At 65.1% G+C, this 19887-nt stretch carries 21 protein-coding genes; 16 read left to right on the top strand and 5 right to left on the bottom strand.

What is annotated here, in order from left to right:
- Positions 1-54: 54 nt before the first annotated feature.
- The 5 genes from sdhC to GIW81_RS11230 all read left to right on the top strand — a co-directional run bounded on the left by sdhC (position 55) and on the right by GIW81_RS11230 (position 4487).
- Complete coding sequence (sdhC, locus tag GIW81_RS11250) at positions 55-477, top strand: succinate dehydrogenase, cytochrome b556 subunit (protein WP_154739273.1); 423 nt, start codon at positions 55-57, stop codon at positions 475-477.
- A complete protein-coding gene (gene sdhD, locus GIW81_RS11245) occupies positions 468-848 on the top strand; it encodes a succinate dehydrogenase, hydrophobic membrane anchor protein (RefSeq protein WP_154739272.1) in 381 nt (126 codons plus the stop codon). The genes sdhC and sdhD overlap by 10 nt, the downstream gene beginning before the upstream one ends.
- A gap of 5 nt (positions 849-853) precedes the next feature.
- A complete protein-coding gene (gene sdhA / locus GIW81_RS11240; protein WP_154739271.1) occupies positions 854-2722 on the top strand; it encodes a succinate dehydrogenase flavoprotein subunit in 1869 nt (622 codons plus the stop codon).
- Between the two features lie 204 nt (positions 2723-2926).
- Positions 2927-3775, top strand: coding sequence for an SDR family NAD(P)-dependent oxidoreductase (locus GIW81_RS11235; RefSeq protein ID WP_154739270.1), 849 nt, complete (start codon positions 2927-2929; stop codon positions 3773-3775).
- 139 nt (positions 3776-3914) lie between these two features.
- Positions 3915-4487 carry a hypothetical protein gene (locus GIW81_RS11230; RefSeq protein WP_154739269.1) on the top strand — a complete coding sequence of 191 codons (573 nt, stop codon included), beginning with the start codon at positions 3915-3917 and terminating at the stop codon, positions 4485-4487.
- 85 nt (positions 4488-4572) lie between these two features.
- Here the strand turns inward: GIW81_RS11230 and pqqA are convergent, their stop codons facing one another.
- Positions 4573-4662 carry a pyrroloquinoline quinone precursor peptide PqqA gene (gene pqqA, locus GIW81_RS11225; RefSeq protein WP_068459738.1) on the bottom strand — a complete coding sequence of 30 codons (90 nt, stop codon included), beginning with the start codon at positions 4660-4662 and terminating at the stop codon, positions 4573-4575.
- Positions 4663-4960: 298 nt separating this feature from the next.
- Between pqqA and GIW81_RS11220 the strand changes: the two genes are divergently transcribed.
- The 3 genes from GIW81_RS11220 to GIW81_RS11210 all read left to right on the top strand — a co-directional run bounded on the left by GIW81_RS11220 (position 4961) and on the right by GIW81_RS11210 (position 7066).
- A complete protein-coding gene (locus GIW81_RS11220; RefSeq protein ID WP_154739268.1) occupies positions 4961-5446 on the top strand; it encodes a hypothetical protein in 486 nt (161 codons plus the stop codon).
- A gap of 67 nt (positions 5447-5513) precedes the next feature.
- On the top strand, positions 5514-6614 hold the full coding sequence (locus tag GIW81_RS11215; protein ID WP_154739267.1) for a linear amide C-N hydrolase: 1101 nt from the start codon (positions 5514-5516) through the stop codon (positions 6612-6614).
- A gap of 137 nt (positions 6615-6751) precedes the next feature.
- Positions 6752-7066, top strand: coding sequence for a hypothetical protein (locus tag GIW81_RS11210; protein WP_154739266.1), 315 nt, complete (start codon positions 6752-6754; stop codon positions 7064-7066).
- Between the two features lie 4 nt (positions 7067-7070).
- Here GIW81_RS11210 and GIW81_RS11205 read toward each other — a convergent pair whose 3' ends face one another.
- On the bottom strand, positions 7071-7484 hold the full coding sequence (locus GIW81_RS11205) for an NUDIX domain-containing protein (RefSeq protein ID WP_154739265.1): 414 nt from the start codon (positions 7482-7484) through the stop codon (positions 7071-7073).
- Positions 7485-7588: 104 nt separating this feature from the next.
- On the opposite strand from GIW81_RS11205, the gene GIW81_RS11200 reads away from it, so the two are divergent.
- The 3 genes from GIW81_RS11200 (at position 7589) to GIW81_RS11190 (ending at position 9561) form a co-directional block, all read left to right on the top strand.
- The gene (locus tag GIW81_RS11200) at positions 7589-8239 is read left to right on the top strand and encodes a hypothetical protein (protein WP_229309147.1); all 651 of its coding nucleotides are present in this window, start codon (positions 7589-7591) and stop codon (positions 8237-8239) included.
- 115 nt (positions 8240-8354) lie between these two features.
- On the top strand, positions 8355-9134 hold the full coding sequence (locus GIW81_RS11195; protein ID WP_154739264.1) for a succinate dehydrogenase iron-sulfur subunit: 780 nt from the start codon (positions 8355-8357) through the stop codon (positions 9132-9134).
- A gap of 43 nt (positions 9135-9177) precedes the next feature.
- Positions 9178-9561 (top strand): VOC family protein, encoded by a 384-nt coding sequence (locus GIW81_RS11190; RefSeq protein WP_154739263.1) that lies wholly within the window; start codon positions 9178-9180, stop codon positions 9559-9561.
- Between the two features lie 171 nt (positions 9562-9732).
- On the opposite strand, the gene GIW81_RS11185 is transcribed toward GIW81_RS11190, so the two are convergent.
- Positions 9733-9894 carry a hypothetical protein gene (locus tag GIW81_RS11185; protein ID WP_195930516.1) on the bottom strand — a complete coding sequence of 54 codons (162 nt, stop codon included), beginning with the start codon at positions 9892-9894 and terminating at the stop codon, positions 9733-9735.
- Between the two features lie 282 nt (positions 9895-10176).
- Positions 10177-10755, bottom strand: a complete 579-nt coding sequence (locus GIW81_RS11180; protein ID WP_154739262.1) for a GNAT family N-acetyltransferase — start codon at positions 10753-10755, stop codon at positions 10177-10179.
- A gap of 268 nt (positions 10756-11023) precedes the next feature.
- Between GIW81_RS11180 and zapE the strand changes: the two genes are divergently transcribed.
- Positions 11024-12157, top strand: a complete 1134-nt coding sequence (gene zapE / locus GIW81_RS11175; RefSeq protein WP_154739261.1) for a cell division protein ZapE — start codon at positions 11024-11026, stop codon at positions 12155-12157.
- Positions 12158-12376: 219 nt separating this feature from the next.
- Here the strand turns inward: zapE and GIW81_RS11170 are convergent, their stop codons facing one another.
- Entirely contained in the window at positions 12377-13189 is an 813-nt protein-coding gene (locus tag GIW81_RS11170; RefSeq protein ID WP_195930515.1) for a matrixin family metalloprotease, read from the bottom strand.
- A gap of 236 nt (positions 13190-13425) precedes the next feature.
- On the opposite strand from GIW81_RS11170, the gene mdh reads away from it, so the two are divergent.
- The 4 genes from mdh (at position 13426) to GIW81_RS11150 (ending at position 19852) form a co-directional block, all read left to right on the top strand.
- Positions 13426-14391 (top strand): malate dehydrogenase, encoded by a 966-nt coding sequence (gene mdh / locus GIW81_RS11165; protein WP_154739259.1) that lies wholly within the window; start codon positions 13426-13428, stop codon positions 14389-14391.
- Positions 14392-14431: 40 nt separating this feature from the next.
- On the top strand, positions 14432-15631 hold the full coding sequence (gene sucC, locus GIW81_RS11160) for an ADP-forming succinate--CoA ligase subunit beta (protein ID WP_154739258.1): 1200 nt from the start codon (positions 14432-14434) through the stop codon (positions 15629-15631).
- Between the two features lie 186 nt (positions 15632-15817).
- On the top strand, positions 15818-16783 hold the full coding sequence (gene sucD / locus GIW81_RS11155) for a succinate--CoA ligase subunit alpha (protein WP_154739257.1): 966 nt from the start codon (positions 15818-15820) through the stop codon (positions 16781-16783).
- Between the two features lie 102 nt (positions 16784-16885).
- Complete coding sequence (locus GIW81_RS11150; RefSeq protein WP_154739256.1) at positions 16886-19852, top strand: 2-oxoglutarate dehydrogenase E1 component; 2967 nt, start codon at positions 16886-16888, stop codon at positions 19850-19852.
- Positions 19853-19887: the final 35 nt, after the last annotated feature.

The raw sequence follows: 19887 nt of genomic DNA, 5'->3' as shown, positions 1-19887 counted from the left end.
CCGCCCGCCAGGGTCCGCGCTAGAACGACTCTAGACTACGCCAACGAGGTCCTCATGGCCGGCACCGAGCGGCGAGCGCGTCCGCGCCCGCTATCTCCGCATCTGCAGATCTACAAGCCGCAGATCAACATGGTGATGTCGATCCTGCATCGCATCACCGGTGCGGCGCTGTATTTCGGCTCGCTTTTGCTCGCCTGGTGGCTGTTCGCGGCGGCGGTGAGCCCCGGCTACTTCGCCTACGTGAATGGGCTCTTCGCCACCTGGCCCGGCATGGTGATCATCGTCGGCTACTCCTGGGCGCTGATCCATCACCTGCTGGGCGGCTTGCGCCATTTCGTATGGGACACGGGCACCGGCCTCGACATCGGCAGCGTCGACTTGATGTCGTGGGGAACCATCGTGCTGTCGGTGCTGCTCACCGCGGGCCTGTGGTTCTACATCGCTAGCGAGCGCGGATGGCTGCAGGCATGGCAATGATCACTCCGCTGAAGCGCGCGCGCGGTCTCGGCTCGGCGCACGAAGGCCCAACGCACTTTCTTAAGCAGCGGCTCACGGGCGCCTCGAACGCCGTGCTGTTCGCCTTCGCCGTCGGCCTCATTGCCGCGCTGGCGGGTACCGATCTGACAACCGTGAAGGCGACGCTGGCGCACCCGGCGGTGGCCGTGGCGCTCATCGCGCTCATCGTCTCGATGACCGTGCACATGCGGATCGGCATGCAGGTCATCATCGAGGACTACGTGCACGGCGAGGGCGCCAAGATGCTGCTGCTTCTAGGGAACACATTTTTCGCAGCGGCGATCGCCGTCATTTCGATCTTCGCCGTCCTGAAACTGAGCTTCGGGGGCTAGGCTCGATGGCCGAGAAGAAGAAGAGCGACGCGGCGAAGCCGAACGGCACCAAGAAGCCGGGCAAGGCTCCGGCGGTGGCGGGGCCGTCGTACCCCATTCACGATCATACGTATGACGTCGTGGTCGTCGGCGCCGGCGGCGCGGGTTTGCGCGCCACGCTCGGCTGCGCGGAGGCCGGCCTCAAGACGGCTTGTGTGACGAAGGTGTTTCCGACGCGCTCGCACACCGTGGCGGCGCAGGGCGGCGTGGCGGCGGCGCTCGGCAACATGGGCCCCGACGACTGGCGCTGGCACATGTACGACACGGTGAAGGGCGCCGACTGGCTCGGCGACCAGGATGCGATCGAGTATCTGTGCCGCAACGCGCCGGCCGCCGTCTACGAGATGGAGCACTACGGCGTGCCGTTCTCTCGCACCGAGGACGGCAAGATTTATCAGCGCCCGTTCGGCGGCATGACGACACACTACGGCGAGGGGCCGCCGGCGCAGCGCACGTGCGCCGCCGCCGACCGCACCGGTCACGCCATGCTGCACACGCTTTACGGCCAAGCGCTGCGCTACTCGGCCGAGTTCTTCATCGAGTACTTCGCGCTCGATTTGTTGATGGATCAGGACGGCGCCTGCCGCGGCATCCTCGCGCTGTGCCTCGACGACGGCTCGATCCATCGCTTCCGCGCCAAGAAGACGATCCTGGCGACGGGCGGCTACGGCCGCGCGTATTTCTCATGCACCTCGGCGCACACCTGCACCGGCGACGGCAATGCCATGGTGCTGCGCGCCGGACTGCCGCTGCAGGACATGGAGTTCGTGCAGTTCCATCCGACCGGCATCTATGGCGCGGGCGTGCTCATCACCGAGGGCGCGCGCGGCGAGGGCGGATATCTCACCAACGCGCAGGGCGAGCGCTTCATGGAGCGCTACGCCCCGCATGCGAAGGACCTCGCGTCGCGCGACGTCGTCTCGCGCTCGATGACCATCGAAATCCGCGAGGGCCGTGGGCACGGCGCGGATGGCGATCACATCTACCTGCATCTCGATCATCTCGATCCGAAGATCCTGGCTGAGCGCCTGCCGGGTATCACGGAGAGTGCCAAGGTGTTCGCGGGCGTCGACCTGCGCCGCGAGCCGATCCCGGTGCTGCCGACGGTGCATTACAACATGGGTGGCATCCCGACGAACTATCACGGCGAGGTGCTGACGCTGAAGGACGGCAATCCGGACACGATCGTGCCGGGCCTGATGGCCATCGGCGAGGCGGCGTGCGTGTCGGTGCACGGCGCTAATCGCCTTGGCTCCAACTCGCTCATCGACCTCGTCGTATTCGGGCGCGCGTCGGGCCTGCGTTGTGCCGAGACCATCGAGCGCGGCAGCGCGCATCCGGAGCTCGATCCCAACGTGACGGAGCGCGCGCTCGCGCGCCTCGACCGTTTCCGCTACGCGTCGGGCTCGACGCCGACGGCCGACTTGCGCCTCAAGATGCAGAAGTCGATGCAGGCGCACTGCGCGGTGTTCCGCGACGGCCCGGTGATGGCCGAGGGCATGAAGCAGATCAGCGAGATCTGGAAGGCGTCGGACGACATCCGCGTGACCGACCGCTCGCTCATCTGGAACTCCGACCTCGTCGAGACGCTCGAGTACGACAACCTGATCGCTCAGGCGGCGGTGACGGTGACGGGCGCGCACAATCGCAAGGAAAGCCGCGGTGCGCATGCGCGCGAGGATTTCCCCAATCGCGACGACGTCGACTGGATGAAGCACACGCTCGCCTGGGCCGACTACGGCTCGAAGGTGGTGCGGCTCGACTTCCGGCCGGTGCACACCCACACGATGACCAACGAGGTCAAGTACATCGAGCCGAAAGCGCGCGTGTACTGACGGCCGCTTTCCGCGCCTTAGCCGCAACCCTGCGGCATCCCGCTGAAACACAGCAGCAAAATTTCACCGCCGCGCGGCAACCGTTGCGCGCGCGAAGCGTTCGCCAGCGGCGCTCATAGCGGATATACAGGCGTTTATTGCGGAGGAAATGACCGCCTCGCCGGATTGCCGGCGGCGTCAAGAGCGGCAGTCAGCGGGGTAACCATGCGCACGGTTCTGATTACGGGCACGTCAGCGGGTTTCGGACTTCTGGCGGTGGTCGAGCTCGCCAAGCGCGGCTGGCGAGTCGTCGCCTCAATGCGCAACCTCGAGCGCCGCGGTGCCCTCGACGCAGCCCTGGCGGAATCGGGCGCGGCGCAGAACGTCAGCGTCGTGCAGCTCGACGTTACGGACGCGGCGTCGATAGCCAAGGGTGTCGCGGAAACGCTCGAAATCACCGGCGGATTCCTCGACGCGATCGTGAACAACGCCGGCGTGGCGGCGGGCGGCGCCTTCGAGGACATCCCCGACGCCGAGCTGCGCCGCGTCATGGACACCAATTTCTTTGGCGTGATGTCGCTGACACGCGCGCTGCTGCCGACGTTCCGCAAGCAGCGGTCGGGGCGCATCGTTGTCATCTCCAGCGAAGCGGCTTTCAACGGCCATCCCTGCAACTCCATCTACGTCGCATCGAAGTGGGCAGTAGAGGGCTGGGCGGAATCGCTCGCTTTCGAGGTCGATCAGTTCGGCATCGATGTGATCCTCCTCGAGCCCGGTCCCTACGTGACCGACATCTGGCAGGCATCCCCGCGCATCGCCCCGTCGGACAGCGCCTACCGGCGGTGGAGCGAGAATGTCTTTCGCGCCGGCGATGCGCACGTGGCCGCCAAGGGCGGCGATCCTCAGGTGGTCGCGGAGCGGATCGCCGACGTGCTGGAGACAAGACGGCCAAGTTTCCGCAATCCGGTGGGGCGCATGGCCCGCTACACCCATTTCGCGCGGGGAAAAATTCCCAGCCGTTGGCTGCGCCGCGGTATGGAGGCTTACTTGGGCCTGAGGCGCGTGCGCCTGTAGCGGGATCGCCACGCCGCATCAGGCACTTGCGGGGGCCGGCGCCGACAGCCTCAAATCCCACCAGATTCCGTGCAAGTGTTCTCCGCCTCCACACCGTTCCGGGTAGAGGCGCGTAGCTCAGCTATCAGGAAACGACAAGATGGATACGAGATTTGGCGTGCGGCTGGCCTTCGTGGCGGCCGCTTTTTCAGTTCTGGCAGCACTGCCTGCTGCTGCCGCTGATGATTGCAAGGACAAAGTCACCGCCGAAGGCAAACCAGCTGCGATGCGCGACCTCGGCGCTTACCCGAATTCGCTCTTCGCCTGGCGCTCGGCCGTGAAGGACAAGTACGGCGGCGAGTACAATTCCTGGCGCTATTCGCAGGACCAGAAGGTCGACTGCGTCGAGAAGGGCGGCCAGTGGACGTGCACGCGCACCGCAAAGCCGTGCCTCGACCTGCTCAATCGCGCCATCGGCGGCGCCAAGGAAGCCGCGAAAGAGGTGGTCAAGAAGAAGGATTGCAAGGCCGAGCCGCTGAACTCTTACGGCGCCAAGCGCAAGACGCGCAAAGAGGCCGAGGAGCAATCGATCTTCGGTTGGGAAATCGACACGCGCAAGAAGCACGGCAAGGAATACGCGGTGTGGAAGAACGCCTCCGCGACGGACATCGATTGTCATGACGTCAGCGGCGGCATTCAGTGCATCGCCGTCGGCACGGCCTGCCTGCCCTAGTGCGGACGGCCAAGACTTCGCGCAAAAGAAAAGCGGCGACCGAGCATCTCGGCCCCCGCTTCTTTATCAGCTAGCTCGAATCGAGTTAGATGATGTCAATCTCGGCCGGCATGTAGGACGTGACCTCGAGGCCAACTTCCTGCTCGCGAACGGCCGGCTTGCTCCAAACCTTCATGATATTTCCTCCTGTTGAACGTTGGCGAACCGCCTGTCCGCCTGTTCCGAATAACGTGAACATAGCGCTGGCGTTCGATAAACAGAAATCGCATTTGCGTGAACTGATTATCAGGGAAACTTATCGCCACGATAAGCGGTTCGTGACCAGTTAAGGCCCCAGCCGCTACCCATTGAAGTCCTTCCAATTTTAGACAAACCCCAACGGCGCGCTTTCCTGAACCATCAGCTTAATAGCGTAGGCTCACACGAACTGGTGATGAGATCGCCAGCTCAGGATTGTGATTTTGGGGTGTTCCATGCCGTCGAAAATGTTCCTGTCCTTGGCCGTCGCCGGGATGGCGATCGCGCTCTACGCGGTGCCGGCTCTGACCGCCGAGAAGGCGACCGATATCCCGACAGACACCTACTACAAGGATCCACTGACCGCCTCGGAGCGCAGCGGCATCGCTTCGGAAGAGAATGTCTCTCCCAACGATGATCGCCAGTCGCTGCCCACGCCGCAGGACGAGGGTGTGATCCCCGACGCCGGCGACAAAGCCGACCGCGATGCCGCAATCGAAACGCCGGCGCAGAACCTCAAGGAAGATACCGACCGCAGCGCCGAGAAGCGCGGCGAGAGCGAGGCGAACGCGATCCTCGATGAGTCCAAGAAGGACTTCAAGGTGACCAAGAAGGGTCTCGCCGATTGCTTGAAGGACTGGGATCCGCAGACGCAGATGAGCAAGTCGGAGTGGGCCGAAAGCTGCCGCACGACGCTCGAGTATTTCCCCGACGGACAGTGATCCGACATGGCGCGGTGGGTTAGACCCGCCGCGCCGTTCTTTTGAGCTGCATGCCAAGGAGACGCGAATGCTGCGCCGTGCCGTTGCCACGCTGTGTGCAGGCCTGATGGCCGCCACGCCGACGCTTGCCTGCACCGACGTTCGCCTCGTCGCTGGCGACGGCTCGCCGATGACGGTGCGGACCATGGAATTCGCGATGGATCTGGGCAGCGAGCTGCAGGTGCTGCCGCGCGGCATGGATGTCACGTCGCCGGCGCCGAAAGGCGACGGGCTCAAGTGGAAATCGAAATACGGCTACGTGGCGATGAACGCCTACGGCATGCCGGTCGCCACCGACGGGCTCAACGAGAAGGGTCTCGGCTTCGGTGCGCTCTACCTGCCGGCGGAAGCGCAGTACCAGGACGTGCAGGCCGCCGACCAGGCGAAGGCTCTGTCCAACGCCAGCTTCGGCGCGTGGGTGCTCGGCAACTTCGAAACCGTCGATGAGGTGAAGGCCGCGCTCGGCGACGTCGTCGTGTGGGGCGAGACGGTGCCGCAGCTCGGCTCCTACGCGCCGCTCCACTACGCGGTGCACGACGCGAGCGGCAAGAGCATCGTCATCGAATATGTCGGCGGCAAGCTCGCCGTCTACGACAACACGGTCGGCGTGCTCACCAACTCGCCCACCTATCCCTGGCACATCGAGAACCTGCGCAACTACGTCAACCTGACGGCGGTGAACGCCAAGCCGGTGAAATTGGGCAACGTCACCTACGCCGGCACGGGACAGGGCTCGGGACTGCACGGCCTGCCGGGCGATCCGACCCCGCCGTCGCGCTTCGTCATGGCGGCGGCCGTGGCGCATCTCGCCGACCAGCCGAAGGACGCCAAGGAGGCGCTCATCGTCGCCGAGCACCTGATCAACCGCGTGGACATTCCGAAGGGCCTGGTGCGCGACTATTCGCAAGGCGGCAAGCCAATGGGCGACTACACGCAGTGGACCACGTTCCGCGACCATGCCAACAAGGTCTACTTCTGGAAGACCTACAACGATCCGAGCCTGCGCGCGGTCGATCTCAAGGAACTCGATTTCTCCGCCGGCCAGCCGACCCGCACGCTGAGCATCGCCAGCGCCAAGCCAACGGTGCGGATGGCGACGCCAAAGGACTTTTCCACCGCCACGCAGTGACACCTGCGCCAGCATCGGCCGAAAAAACCGAGCCCCGCCTCCGTGCGGGGCTTTGGCGTCTTGGGGTTTCCCTTTAGGTTCCTAAATCGCGTGCCGCCCCGTGCGGCAGGCCAACTCGCGAACAGGAGGGCGTCCAAATGGGATTTGCCAAGGCCACCCCGGTTGCCGTGGCGGTGCTCGCCGCTCTGGCGGCAGCCTCTCCCGCCGCTGCCGAGATCAAGTGCCAGGACGGCGCGCAGCTCATCAAGGGCAACTGGATGGCGACGCCCTACTGCCAGGACAAGCTTCTCTTCGAGGTCGCCAATGCCCGGGGCTTCAAGACCTCGTTCGCGGCGATCCGCGAAAATCCCAACCACAAGAAAGAGCTTTGCCGGTTCCTCTTCACCGACATCCGCGTGCAGATGACCTGCCTAGACGCCGGCGTGCCGGAATTCTTCGGCGCGGGTCGCTAGCGGCTCAGCGGCGGGAGAGCAGCTTTTCGGCGTCGGCGATGATCTGCGCATGGTCGAAGGCAAGCTTCTCGCCCCGCCAGTCGGCGACCCACTCGGCCGCGGCCGCATCGTCACCCGCCGTGACCTCGGCGCGGCCGACCCGGGCGAGATAGGCGACAGAGCACGTATGCCCGCGCGGATCGCGGCCGGGGTCCGAATAGACGCCGATAAGGCGCAGTTCGCCCACATGGAGCCCGGTTTCTTCGCTCAACTCGCGCCGGCAACCATCCTCGACCCGCTCGCCCACATCGACGAAGCCGCCCGGGAGCGCGTATGAGCCCTTGAACGGCTCGTTGCCGCGGCGGATGAGCAGGACGTAGCCCCGCTCGTCGAAGACGACGCAGTCGGTTGTGAGTGCCGGTGTCGCGGGAAAGGGCATGGGCAGCTCTTGCGATGCCGTCGTGATAGAGGAATAGGGTTCGCCGTTCGTCTGGCAACCGCAATTCGCGCAAAAGGGCAACTCTTAGGATGCGGAGCCGCTTCTTGAAGTCGACCGGCGCAGCCCCACCCGCGGGCGAGAAGAAGCCCGAGCCGCAGCCGCAGGCACAGCCGCGTCGCCCTGAGAGCGAGGGCGAAACGCGTCTGGCGCCGGACCCGTTCACGGCGGTGCTCCCGGCGCTTGCGGCACTGGGCGCCATCGCCTCGATCGCCACCATCAACTGGACGGCCCAGGAGCGCACTCCGGAGCGCTCGCGGGCCAGGCGCAAGGCGGGAACCGCGCTGCGCGATCTTGAGACCTGCTGCCTCGGCCTGCAGGAGATCTTTCGCCGCTTCCAGCGCAACCCGCGGCTGTTCGCGGGCGAGGGCGCACCGGCGTCCTCGCCGCTGAAATTCGGCGTGCACGGCCCGCGGGTCGCTACCGATTCCGCCAGGCTGTTTCAGCAACTCATCAACGACGTCGCGTCCATGCTGGTGCTCGCCTCGCAGAATGCCTTCGACGTGATGTCGGCGGTGGAGGACGGCGAGATCAATGCGCCGGAGGAGGTGTTCTTCGGATTCGGCGAGCAGCAGGAGCGCTTGAACAAGCTGATCCAGATGCGCGCCACGTTGAAGGCGTCGGTCGATACCGGCGCCGAGGTCGCCTTGCGCCTCACCGAGCTGGTGCGCGAGCTGAAGAAGCACCGCCCCGACTAGCCGTTGTCCTGATGCCGGCCGCGCGACCCCCTGGGCGTTGACACGGACATTTGCGCCGTTTCATGTGGAGCGAGCGGCACTGCCGACCGGCGACAGCAAGGAAAGTCCACCTTTCATGGTCCACTTCACGCTTCCTCGGAACTCCAAGGTTCAGCGGGGTAAGACCTGGAACCAGCCCGAGGGCACGGGGACATGGAAGGAGTTCCGCGTCTATCGCTGGGACCCCGAGGGCGACGAGAATCCGCGCGTCGACACCTACTGGGTCGACACGGAGCGTTGCGGGCCGATGGTCCTCGACGCCCTCATCAAGATCAAGAACGAGATCGACGCCACGCTGACCTTCCGCCGCTCCTGCCGCGAAGGCATCTGCGGCTCGTGCTCGATGAACATCGACGGGACGAACACGCTCGCCTGCCTTCGGGGCTACGAGGACATCGGCGGGCCGGTGAAGATCTATCCGCTGCCGCACATGCAGGTGGTCAAGGATCTCGTCCCCGACATGACCAATTTCTACGCCCAGCACCGGCTGATCGAGCCGTGGCTGAAGACGGATACCCCGGCCCCGCCCAAGGAGTGGCGGCAGTCGCATGCCGACCGGCAGAAGCTCGACGGGCTCTACGAGTGCATCCTGTGCGCCTGCTGCTCGACGTCGTGTCCCAGCTACTGGTGGAATTCCGACCGCTACTTGGGTCCCGCGGCGCTGCTGCAAGCCTTCCGCTGGGTGCAGGATTCGCGCGATGAGGCGACGGGCGAGCGGCTCGACAACCTCGAGGACCCGTTCCGCCTCTACCGCTGCCATACCATTCTGAATTGCACCAAGGCATGCCCGAAGGGGCTCAACCCCGCCAAGGCAATCGCCGAACTGAAGAAGCTGATGGTCGAGCGCCGCGTCTAGCGTGCTGCGCCGCAACATGAAACGCCAACGCTAGGGAGAAACTATGATCGACCACATGGGCTTCCCCGTCACCCATTTCGCCCGCTCGAAGGAATTCTACGCGCGCGCACTCGAGCCGCTCGGCTTTCGGGTGGTGATGGAGGTGAGCCTGTCGGACGACGGCGAGGATGGCTACGCCGGATTCGGCGACGAGCGTCCGCACTTCTGGATCGGCACCGGCAAGCCGCTCGCCGGGCGGTTGCACGTCGCCTTCGAGGCGAAGAACCGCGCCGCCGTACGCGCGTTCTATGAGGCCGCCATTGCCGCCGGCGGCAAGGACAACGGCTCTCCGGGGCTCCGGCCCCACTATCATGAGAACTACTACGGGGCCTTCGTCCTCGATCCCGACGGCCACAATATCGAGGCCGTGAACCACCTGCCGGAATAGGCCCGGCACTCCAGAAACCCCCGAAAACAGCCCAAAAACCCCAAAAAGAAAAAGACCGGTGGCGCAGTCGCGACCACCGGTCTGGAAGAGTTTGAAGGCTGGTCGCCGAGGCGTCAGCAGCCTTCTATATCGCGCGGAACGAGGGGAACTGGCGCGTATAACTCGGCTGCCTTAGGCAGCGCGACGGGCCTTCTTGGCAGGCTTACGAGCAGCCTTGCGAGTCGTCTTGCGGACCGTCTTACGAGCGGCAGTCTTGCGAGCGGCCGGCTTCTTGGCAGCAGCGCGACGAGCCGGGGCCTTCTTCACTTTGCGCTTCACAGCTTTCTTGACCATTGGAGTCTCTCTCTTCTTTCTAGGTTTCTATCTCTCTCAGTTCGAATCACTCGAACTAAAAAATCATGTGCAAGTTCCAACATTTTGTTGACACGAAATTGCAAATTGAAAGCTAACAACACGCGCATTCAATCACGTGTGTTGCGTGAAATCATCATTTTTGTCGCCTTTCGAAGGGGATGCGCCTTCTTCTGCATACTCTCGTTGCGCATTTCTCGTTTGCTTCGTCGTTCGCATGACGAGCGCAACGCGCACGAATTGAGTGGTCGCTTCGCGGATTCGTCAGGCCGCTTTGACGACGCGATTCTGCAGATCGAGCACCGCCATCATGTAGCCGAAACGGTCTTCGACGGCCTCGGCGAGCAGCGAGAAGTAATTCGGCCCCTGGGGGACGATTTCGCCGACTACCTCGCCGTACTCGAAGCGCAGGTCGGCCTCGTAGTGGCGGGCGATGGCCTGCATCTTGTTGTTGTCGGCAAGACAAGTGAGGCAGAGGTGTTGGACACCGCGGTTGCGGGCGGCGCGGATGACGCGGCCCATAAGCTCGGTGCCGATGCCGTGCTCCTGCAGGGGCTGCTCGACGGAAAACGCCGCTTCCGCCTCGCGTCCCCACGTATCGCCAAGCTTCTTCAGTTCAGCGGCGGCGCGCACTTCCGTGCCGTCGAAGAAGCCGTAGACGATGCCGCCCATGTCGGCCATGCGGGTCGCGTAGTCCTCGATGAAAGCGTCGGAAACGCCGTGCGCAAAGCGCATGCGGCGGCTGGCTTTGTCGAGGCGCAGCAGGTGGTCCCGGAACTTCGGCGCTTCTCCTGGCCACAACTTACGTATGGTGCCCTGAGGCAGGTGATGATGCTCGCTCATGACAAGTGCCCTCCGCATTTCGGTCAGAGCCGGTCGCCGGCCTCGGCGCGCCAACCCCGACGCATCACCCACTTGCCAAGCGGGCGATGCACGCATCTATTGCGCTGCACAAATATGCGGACGAGATGGCGGGATTCCTATCGTCCTCCTGCCAGTAAGGGGCGTGATGCCGCACGTAGGCCCTGCTTACGGTCGGTGACATTCCGACGCGGCATTGCGCTTTGCCCGCAATTGAAGCAACTCGGGTGGTGCGGGGACATCGAGGCAAATGACGCAATCACCCATCGATCGCTTGCGAGCGCAGATCGGCGCCGGCGAGCTTCAGCCCGATGCCGCGCAGCTTGCGGCGGCGGAGCGGCTCGATCTATTGGCGCAGCGGCTCAGCGCGTGGCGGCCTAGGCGAAACAGCCGGTTCACGCTTTTTGTCCGCCCCGGGGCGACGCCCCCACGCGGGCTCTACATCCACGGCGACGTCGGCCGCGGTAAGACGATGCTCATGGACTTGTTCTTCGCATGCGTGGGTTTCGCGCCCAAGCAGCGCAGCCACTTCCACGAGTTCATGGCCGACGTGCATGAGCGCATCGCCGCGGCGCGAAGCGAGGTCGACGGCGATCCCATTCCGCACGTCGCCGCCGGCATCGCCGAGCGCGCCGCCCTCCTATGCTTCGACGAGCTGCAGGTGACCGACATCGCCGACGCGATGATCCTGGGGAGGTTGTTCAAGCATCTCTTCGAGCGCGGCGTGGTCGTGGTGGCGACGTCGAACTCGGCGCCGGAAGCGCTGTACGAGCACGGCCTCAACCGCAGCCTCTTCCTGCCGTTCATCGCGCTCTTGCACGAGCACATGGACGTGGTCGAGCTAAAAGCGGCGAAGGACTACCGGTTGGAGAAGCTCGCCGGACAACCGCTCTACTTCTCGCCGGCCGATGCAGGGGCCCGGGCCGAGCTTGACGCCCACTGGGACCGGCTGACGGGCCGGCATCCGGGCGAGAGTGAGGTTCTGGAGGTGAAGGGCCGCAGCGTGCGCGTGCCGCTGGCGTCGATGGGCATTGCCCGGTTCAGCTTTGCAGAGCTGTGCGAGGCGCCACTCGGCACGCACGACTACCTGCGCATCGCCCATACCTACCATACGCTCCTGATCGACGACATTCCGGTCATGGCCCGCGAGCGGCGCAATCCGGCGAGGCGCTTCATCAACCTCATCGACACCCTCTACGACAACAAGGTCTGCCTCATTGCCTCGGCGGCGGCCGAGCCGGCCGCCTTATGCGAGGACGACGGGGCGAAGAAAGCGTTTCAGCGGACCGCGTCACGGCTGATCGAGATGCGCAGCGAGGAATATCTGATGGGCCGCGCGATCCGCGGCCACACCGAGCCCGCCCCCGAGCCGGTGGAAGAATAGCCGCCGGGTTGGCCCGCTTGCCTGCTCGCGGCGTCTCACAGGTTGAGACTGGCGTGGATCCCGCTCTGCAGCGGGATGACGGGCACAAAGCTCGTCGTTGTGCCCGTCCATATCGTCATCCCGGCGAAGGCCGGGATCTACGCAAGTCTCGGCAGGCACTCCGGCAGAGAGAGCCCGCATGGATAGCCAGCACTGCAATGACGGAATTTGAGCCCCAGGTTAGCGGGGCTGGACGGCCTTGGGCGACGACGGGGTCTTGTTCACGCCGATGCCGAAGGGCCAGCCGCTTTCGCCCCTCGCCGCATCGTCTCCGCCCGGCGCAGCGCGGCTGGTGGCAGTGGTAAAGCGGGCACCCGGCCGCGCTCCATAGAGCAGCACCGCGCCCTGGACGTCGCCCGGCTGCAGGCCCGTCTGCTTCTCGTCATAGCGGTAGGACATGAGCTGCCCGGCGGCGCTCGGGTGATCGAGCCCGACGGCGTGACCGATCTCGTGGGCGATGGTGTAGCGGAGATCATAGACGCCGAGCCGGCCGTCGAAGCCGATCTTCCACGGCTGCTTCGGGTTGAGGCAGATAAGCGAGCGGCCGATGACCTTCTTGTCGCCACTGCCCGGTTTCAGCTCGACGTTGGTGAAGGCGCGGCCGACGGGGACGGCCTGAGCGCCGATGACGATACCGGCCGAGCTGGGGTCGTCCGTCTCGCGGAAAGAGATGCCGGCGACCCTTTCCCACATGCGGAAGGCGGCGGCGACCTCGCGGCGGAACTGCCGTGGCGTGATTTGCGATGGGCCGTATGCCTCGGCGGGCGGAAGCATCGACGCGCAGTTGCGTGCCTTTGGAGTGGTGACGGGGCCGGTCGCGAAGGCATAGGTGACGACGGCGCTCTTGCCGAACGTCGGCGTCCGCCACTTGACGGTCTGGTTCTCGAGGTCGAGCAACCGGAAGCCAAGAAAGTTCTTGGACTCGGCATGAGCCAGGCCGCTGCCCAGCAGCGCCAGCCCGGTGGCCAGTCCGGCAAATCGTGCGGCTCGCAAATCCCCTCCCATCACCCCGCCTGCGCGGCGGGACCCTCGCTCCTGGTAATCACCCTCAAGCCCAGAGCGGCGCCTTTCCGCGTCCCCATGAGCGCGGCAGAAGGCGCCCACTTGTTGGGCTTTCCCTGTTCGGAACCCTAGTCTAAACCTAGTCGTGACCGAGTTGTGGCGTCTCCGCCGGCCTGCGGGGCATCGCCGCACAAATCAATTTTCATAGATAAGAGGGAGCTCTAGGGATGGCGCGGACGAAGATCGCCTTGATTGGCGGTGGCATGATTGGTGGAACGCTCGCGCATCTGATCGGGCTTAAGGAACTCGGCGATGTAGTCATTTTCGACATTGCCGAGGGTCTGCCCCAGGGCAAGGCGCTGGATATCGCCCAGTCAGGCGCTGTCGAGGGGTTCGACTGCCATCTCAAGGGAACCAACGCCTACGCCGATATCGAGGGCGCCGACGTGTGCATCGTCACCGCCGGCGTGCCGCGCAAGCCCGGGATGAGCCGCGATGACCTCATCGGCATCAACATCAAAGTGATGGAGCAGGTCGGCGCCGGCATCAAGAAATACGCCCCGACCGCCTTCGTCGTCGTCATCACCAACCCGCTCGATGCCATGGTGTGGGCGCTGCAGAAGGCCTCCGGCCTGCCGCGCAACATGGTGATCGGCATGGCGGGCGTGCTCGACACCTCGCGTTTCCGCCACTTCCTGGCGACGGAGCTCGGCATCTCGGTTGAAGACGTCTCCGCCTTCGTGCTCGGCGGCCACGGCGACGACATGGTGCCGCTGGTGCGCTACTCGACGGTGGCCGGCATTCCGCTGCCCGACGTGGTGCGTATGGGCTGGATGCGGCAGGAGCGTCTCGACGAGATCGTCGACCGCACCCGCAAGGGCGGCGGCGAGATCGTCGCACTCCTGAAAACCGGCTCTGCATACTATGCGCCTGCATCTTCGGCGCTGGAGATGGTCGACAGCTACCTGAAGGACAAAAAGCGCATCCTCCCGTGCGCCGCCTATCTCAACGGCGAGTACGGCGTGAAGGGCCTCTACGTCGGCGTGCCGGTGATCGTCGGCGCCGGCGGCGCAGAGCGCATCATCGAGATCGACCTCAATGCGGCCGAGCGCAACATGTTCATCAAGTCGGTGGAGTCGGTGAAGGGTCTGGTCGACGCCTGCACCAAGATCGCCCCGCAGCTCGGAGCGTAACCACCGCCTTCCCACACCACGGCAACGGCAGGAGTTCTGCATGAACATCCACGAGCATCAGGCCAAGGAATTGCTGCGTCAGTACGGGATTCCGACACCCGCGGGCATCGCCGCCTTTTCGGTGCGCGAGGCCGGCGAGGCGACGCAGCAGCTCCCCGGCCCGCTGTTCGTGGTGAAGGCGCAGATCCATGCTGGCGGCCGCGGCAAGGGCAAGTTCAAGGAAGCCTCGGCGGGCGAGAAGGGGGGCGTGCGCCTCGCCAAGTCGCGCGCCGAGGTGCACACGTTCGCCGAGCAGATGCTGGGCGCCACGCTGGTGACGGCCCAGACGGGCGCCGACGGCCGCGTCGTCAACCGCATTTATGTGAGTGACGGCGTCGACATCGAGCGCGAGCTGTATCTCTCGGCTCTGGTGGATCGCGCCTCGTCGCGCGTCGCCTTCGTCGCCAGCGCGGAGGGCGGCGTGGACATCGAGAAGGTGGCGCACGACACGCCCGAGAAGATCGTGTCGGTGACCATCGATCCCGCGAGTGGCTATCAGCCGTTCCACGGCCGGCGCATCGCCTTCGCCTTCGGTCTGGAAGGCAAGCAGGTCGCACAGTGCGTGAAACTGGTCGGCGATCTCTACAACCTCATGCTCGCCAAGGACATGAGCATGCTGGAGATCAATCCGCTGATCGTGACCAAGGACGGGTCGCTGTCCTGTCTCGACGCCAAGATGAGCTTCGATTCGAACGCGCTCTACCGGCACCCCGACATCGTCGACATGCGCGACCTGACGGAAGAAGACCCCGCCGAGGTCGAGGCGTCGAAGCACGATCTTTCGTACGTGAAGCTCGATGGCACGATCGGCTGCATGGTCAACGGCGCCGGCCTCGCCATGGCGACCATGGACATCATCAAGCTCTACGGCGCAGAGCCGGCCAACTTTCTCGACGTTGGCGGCGGCGCTTCGAAGGAGAAGGTGCAGGCCGCCTTCAAGATCATCCTCTCCGACCCGGCGGTGAAGGGCATCCTGGTCAACATCTTCGGCGGCATCATGCGTTGTGACATCATCGCCGAGGGCGTGGTGGCGGCGGCGCGCGAGATGGGCATCACCGTGCCGCTGGTCGTGCGCCTGGAAGGCACCAACGTCGAGCTGGGCAAGAAGATCCTCGCCGAGAGCGGGCTGAAGATCACGCCCGCCGACGATCTCGGCGACGCCGCCGAGAAGATCACCGCCGCGGTGAAAGAGGCGGCGTAGGCCGGTCCCAATGGTGCGATGGTCATCTATGCCGCCGAGATGGTCACGCTGCGGCAACAAAAGCGGCGTAGTGCCGATCGCTCGGGCAAATCGCCCTTTAGACCAATCTCCTGCTTGATGCACTGCAGCAAAACACTAGACTAGCCGGCGAGCGGGCAATGAAGCTCGGTCGCAGCGGGCGGCGACATGGCTATTCTCGTAGACAAATCGACGAAGGTTCTTTGCCAGGGCGTCACCGGCGCCCAGGGCACGTTCCACACCAAACAGGCGATGGCCTACGGCACCACGATCGTCGGCGGCGTGACGCCCGGTAAGGGCGGCTCCAAGCACCCCGACGAGGAGCTGGCCGGCGTGCCGCTGTTCGACACCGTAGCCGAGGCGCGTGCCGCGACCGGCGCCGACGCCACCTCCATCTACGTGCCGCCGCCGTTCGCTGCCGACGCCATCCTCGAAGCCATCGACGCCGGCATTCCGTTCATCGTCGCCATCACCGAGGGCATCCCGGTGCTCGACATGGTCAAGGTGAAGCGGGCGCTGGAAGGCTCGGGCTCGCGCCTGCTCGGGCCGAACTGCCCGGGCGTGCTGACGCCGAACGAATGCAAGATCGGCATCATGCCGGGCAATATCTTCCAGGCCGGGCGCGTCGGCATCGTCTCGCGCTCGGGCACGCTCACCTACGAGGCGGTGAAGCAGACGTCGGACGCGGGTCTCGGCCAGTCGACCGCCGTCGGCATCGGCGGCGACCCGGTGAAGGGGCTCGAGTTCATCGAGGTGCTCGACCTGTTCCTGGCGGACCCGAAGACGGATTCCATCATCATGATCGGCGAGATCGGCGGCTCCGCCGAGGAAGAGGCCGCCGAGTTCATCAAGCGCGAAGCGAAGAAAGGCCGCTCTAAGCCGATGGCCGGCTTCATCGCCGGTGGCACGGCCCCGCCCGGGCGGCGCATGGGCCATGCGGGCGCCATCATCTCGGGCGGTAAAGGCAAGGCGGAAGACAAGTTGGAGGCCATGCGCTCGGCCGGAATCGCCATCGCTGCAAGCCCGGCGGCTTTGGGAACGACGCTGATGGGCGTGCTCAAGGGCGAGCGCTCCACAGGCGCCAAGACGGATCGCAAGAAACCGCAAACTAAGCATGCCAAAGTAGCCGAGTAAGCGTATGCTGCACTGCACACACCACCTTTCACAGGCCGCGCGCTCCCGAATTGATCCGCGCGCCCTATCTGCGCTGCATTCAACGAGTGTTGAGACCCAGCGATGGCTCGCAATCCCCTCAATGAAGCTTTCCTCCGCACCTCGTTCCTGAGCGGGGCCAATGCGGCCTACGTCGAGGACATGCAGGCCGAGTACGAAAGAAACCCTGGCTCGGTCAGCGACGAGTGGCGGCATTTCTTCGAGAGCCTGAACGAGGAGCGCTCCGGCCGCATTAACGGCGACCGCGGCCCTTCGTGGGGCGTCCCGGCCCCGGAGCTCCTGGAGAACGGCGATCTCGTCTCCGCCCTCACCGGCGAGTACGAGGCGACCGAGCGCCAGCTCCGCACCAACCTGCAGGCGAAGTCGCAAGCGCTCGGCTTCGAAATGACCCCGGCGGCGTCGCTGCGCGCCACGCAGGATTCGATCCGCGCCCTGATGCTCATCCGCGCCTATCGCGTAATGGGCCATCTGGCTGCCGACCTCGACCCGCTCGGCCTCGCCGACCGCAAGGTGCATCGCGAGCTGAAGCCGGAGACGTACGGGTTCACCGAGGCCGACCTCGATCGGCCGATCTTCATCGATCGCGTGTTCGGTCTGGAGACGGCGACGATGCGGCAGATCCTGCGCATCATGCGCCGCACCTACTGCCGGCACATCGGCGTGCAGTACATGCACATTACCAGTCCCTCGCAGAAGGCGTGGATTCAGGACCGCATCGAGGGCGAGGAGAAGGACATCCGCTTCACGCCCGAAGGCAAGCGCGCCATCCTCAACAAGCTGATCGAGACGGAGACGTTCGAGAAGTTCTGCGAGGTGAAGTACACCGGCACCAAGCGTTTCGGCATCGACGGCGCCGAAGCCATGGTGCCGGCGCTCGAGCAGATCATCAAGCGCGGCGGCCAGCTCGGCGTGAAGGAGATCATCGTCGGCATGGCGCATCGCGGGCGCCTCAACGTGCTCGCCAACGTCATGGCCAAGCCGCACCGCGCCATATTCCACGAGTTCAAGGGCGGCTCGTTCAAGCCGGACGACGTCGAAGGCTCGGGCGACGTGAAGTACCACCTCGGCGCCTCGTCGGATCGCTCCTTCGACGGCAACAACGTCCACCTGTCGTTGACGGCGAACCCGTCGCATCTGGAGATCGTCGATCCCGTCGTGCTCGGCAAGGTGCGGGCGAAGCAGGATCAGCGCGGCTGCGCCGCCGGCGAGCGCACGCCGGTGCTGCCGCTGCTCATCCACGGCGACGCGGCGTTCGCCGGCCAGGGCGTCGTTGCCGAGTGCTTCGGCCTGTCGGGCCTGAAGGGACACCGGACCGGCGGCTCGATCCACTTCATCATCAACAACCAGATCGGCTTCACCACCAACCCGCGCCTGTCGCGTTCCTCGCCCTACTGCTCGGACGTGGCGCGCATGATCGAGGCGCCGATCTTCCACGTGAACGGCGACGATCCCGAAGCGGTGGTGCACGTCGCCAAGATCGCCACCGAGTTCCGGCAGAAGTTCCAGAAGCCGGTCGTCATCGACATGTTCTGCTACCGGCGCTACGGCCACAACGAGGCCGACGAGCCGATGTTCACGCAGCCGCTGATGTACAAGGCGATCAAGTCGCATCCGACGGTGATCGACGTCTACTCCAAGCGCCTCGCTGAGGAAGGCGTCGTGCCGCTGGAAGAGAGCCAGCGCATGCACACGAGCTTCCGCGCGCACCTGGAGGAGGAGTTCGGCTCGGCCGACAACTTCCGTCCTAATAAGGCGGACTGGCTCGACGGCCGCTGGGCGGGCATGGGCTTCGCCGATGACGACGCGCGCCGCGGTGTGACCGGCGTCGCCATCGACCGGCTGCAGATCATCGGGCGGCGCATCACCTCGATCCCGCCCGACTTCAACGCCCACAAGGTCGTGCGCCGCTTGCTCGAGCGCCGCCGTGAGATGGTCGACAAGGGCGAGGGCATCGACTGGTCGATGGCCGAGCATCTGGCGGTCGGCTCACTGTTGTCCGAAGGCTTCCCGGTGCGCCTGTCGGGGCAGGATTCCGAGCGCGGCACCTTCTCGCAGCGCCATGCCGTGTTGATCGACCAGGAAACGGAGCGGCGCTGGACGCCTCTGAAGCACGTCGCCAACGACCAGGCGAGGTTCGAGGTCATCAACTCGATGCTGTCGGAGGAGGCGGTGCTCGGCTTCGAGTACGGCTACTCGCTCGCCGAGCCCAACGCGCTCGTCATGTGGGAGGCGCAGTTCGGCGACTTCGCCAACGGTGCACAGGTCGTGTTCGACCAGTTCATCTCGTCCGGCGAGCGCAAGTGGCTGCGCATGTCGGGCCTCGTCTGCCTGCTGCCGCACGGTTACGAGGGGCAGGGGCCGGAGCACTCATCGGCGCGGCTCGAGCGCTACTTGCAATTGTGCGCCGAGGACAACTGGCAGGTGGCGAACGTCACGACGCCCGCCAACTACTTCCACATCCTGCGCCGTCAGCTGCAGCGCAAGTTCCGCAAGCCGCTCATCCTGATGACGCCGAAGTCGCTGCTGCGTCACAAGCGAGTCGTCTCCAAGCTCGACGAGATGGGCCCCGGCACGACGTTCCATCGCCTGCTGTGGGACGATGCCGAGCACAAGCCGGAGGAGAAGATCAAGCTCGTCTCCGACGAGAAGATCAAACGCGTGGTGCTCTGCTCGGGCAAAGTCTACTACGACCTCTACGACGCGCGCGAAGCCGCCGGCATCGACAACGTCTATATCCTGCGCGTCGAGCAGCTCTATCCGTTCCCGGCGCGCGCGCTGATGCATGAGCTCGCCCGCTTCGGGCAGGCCGAGATGGTATGGTGCCAGGAAGAGCCCAAGAACATGGGCGCCTGGAGCTTCATCGAGCCGAACTTGACGTGGGTCCTGGAGCGCATCGAGGCCAAGCACCGGCGACCGATCTATGCCGGGCGCCCGGCGTCGGCATCGACGGCGACGGGACAATTGTCGCGGCACCTCATGGAGCAGAAGACGCTGGTCGAGACGGCGCTGACCGGCGGCACGGAAGGATAAGGCCGCGATCACGCGGTCGAACAACTTCGCGGGGA

Origin of the sequence: Hyphomicrobium album (assembly GCF_009708035.1) — a bacterium.
GTDB classification, from domain to species: Bacteria; Pseudomonadota; Alphaproteobacteria; order Rhizobiales; family Hyphomicrobiaceae; genus Hyphomicrobium_A; species Hyphomicrobium_A album.
Note: the sequence above shows the minus strand (reverse complement) of the source record. Positions and strands in the feature narration are given on the sequence as shown.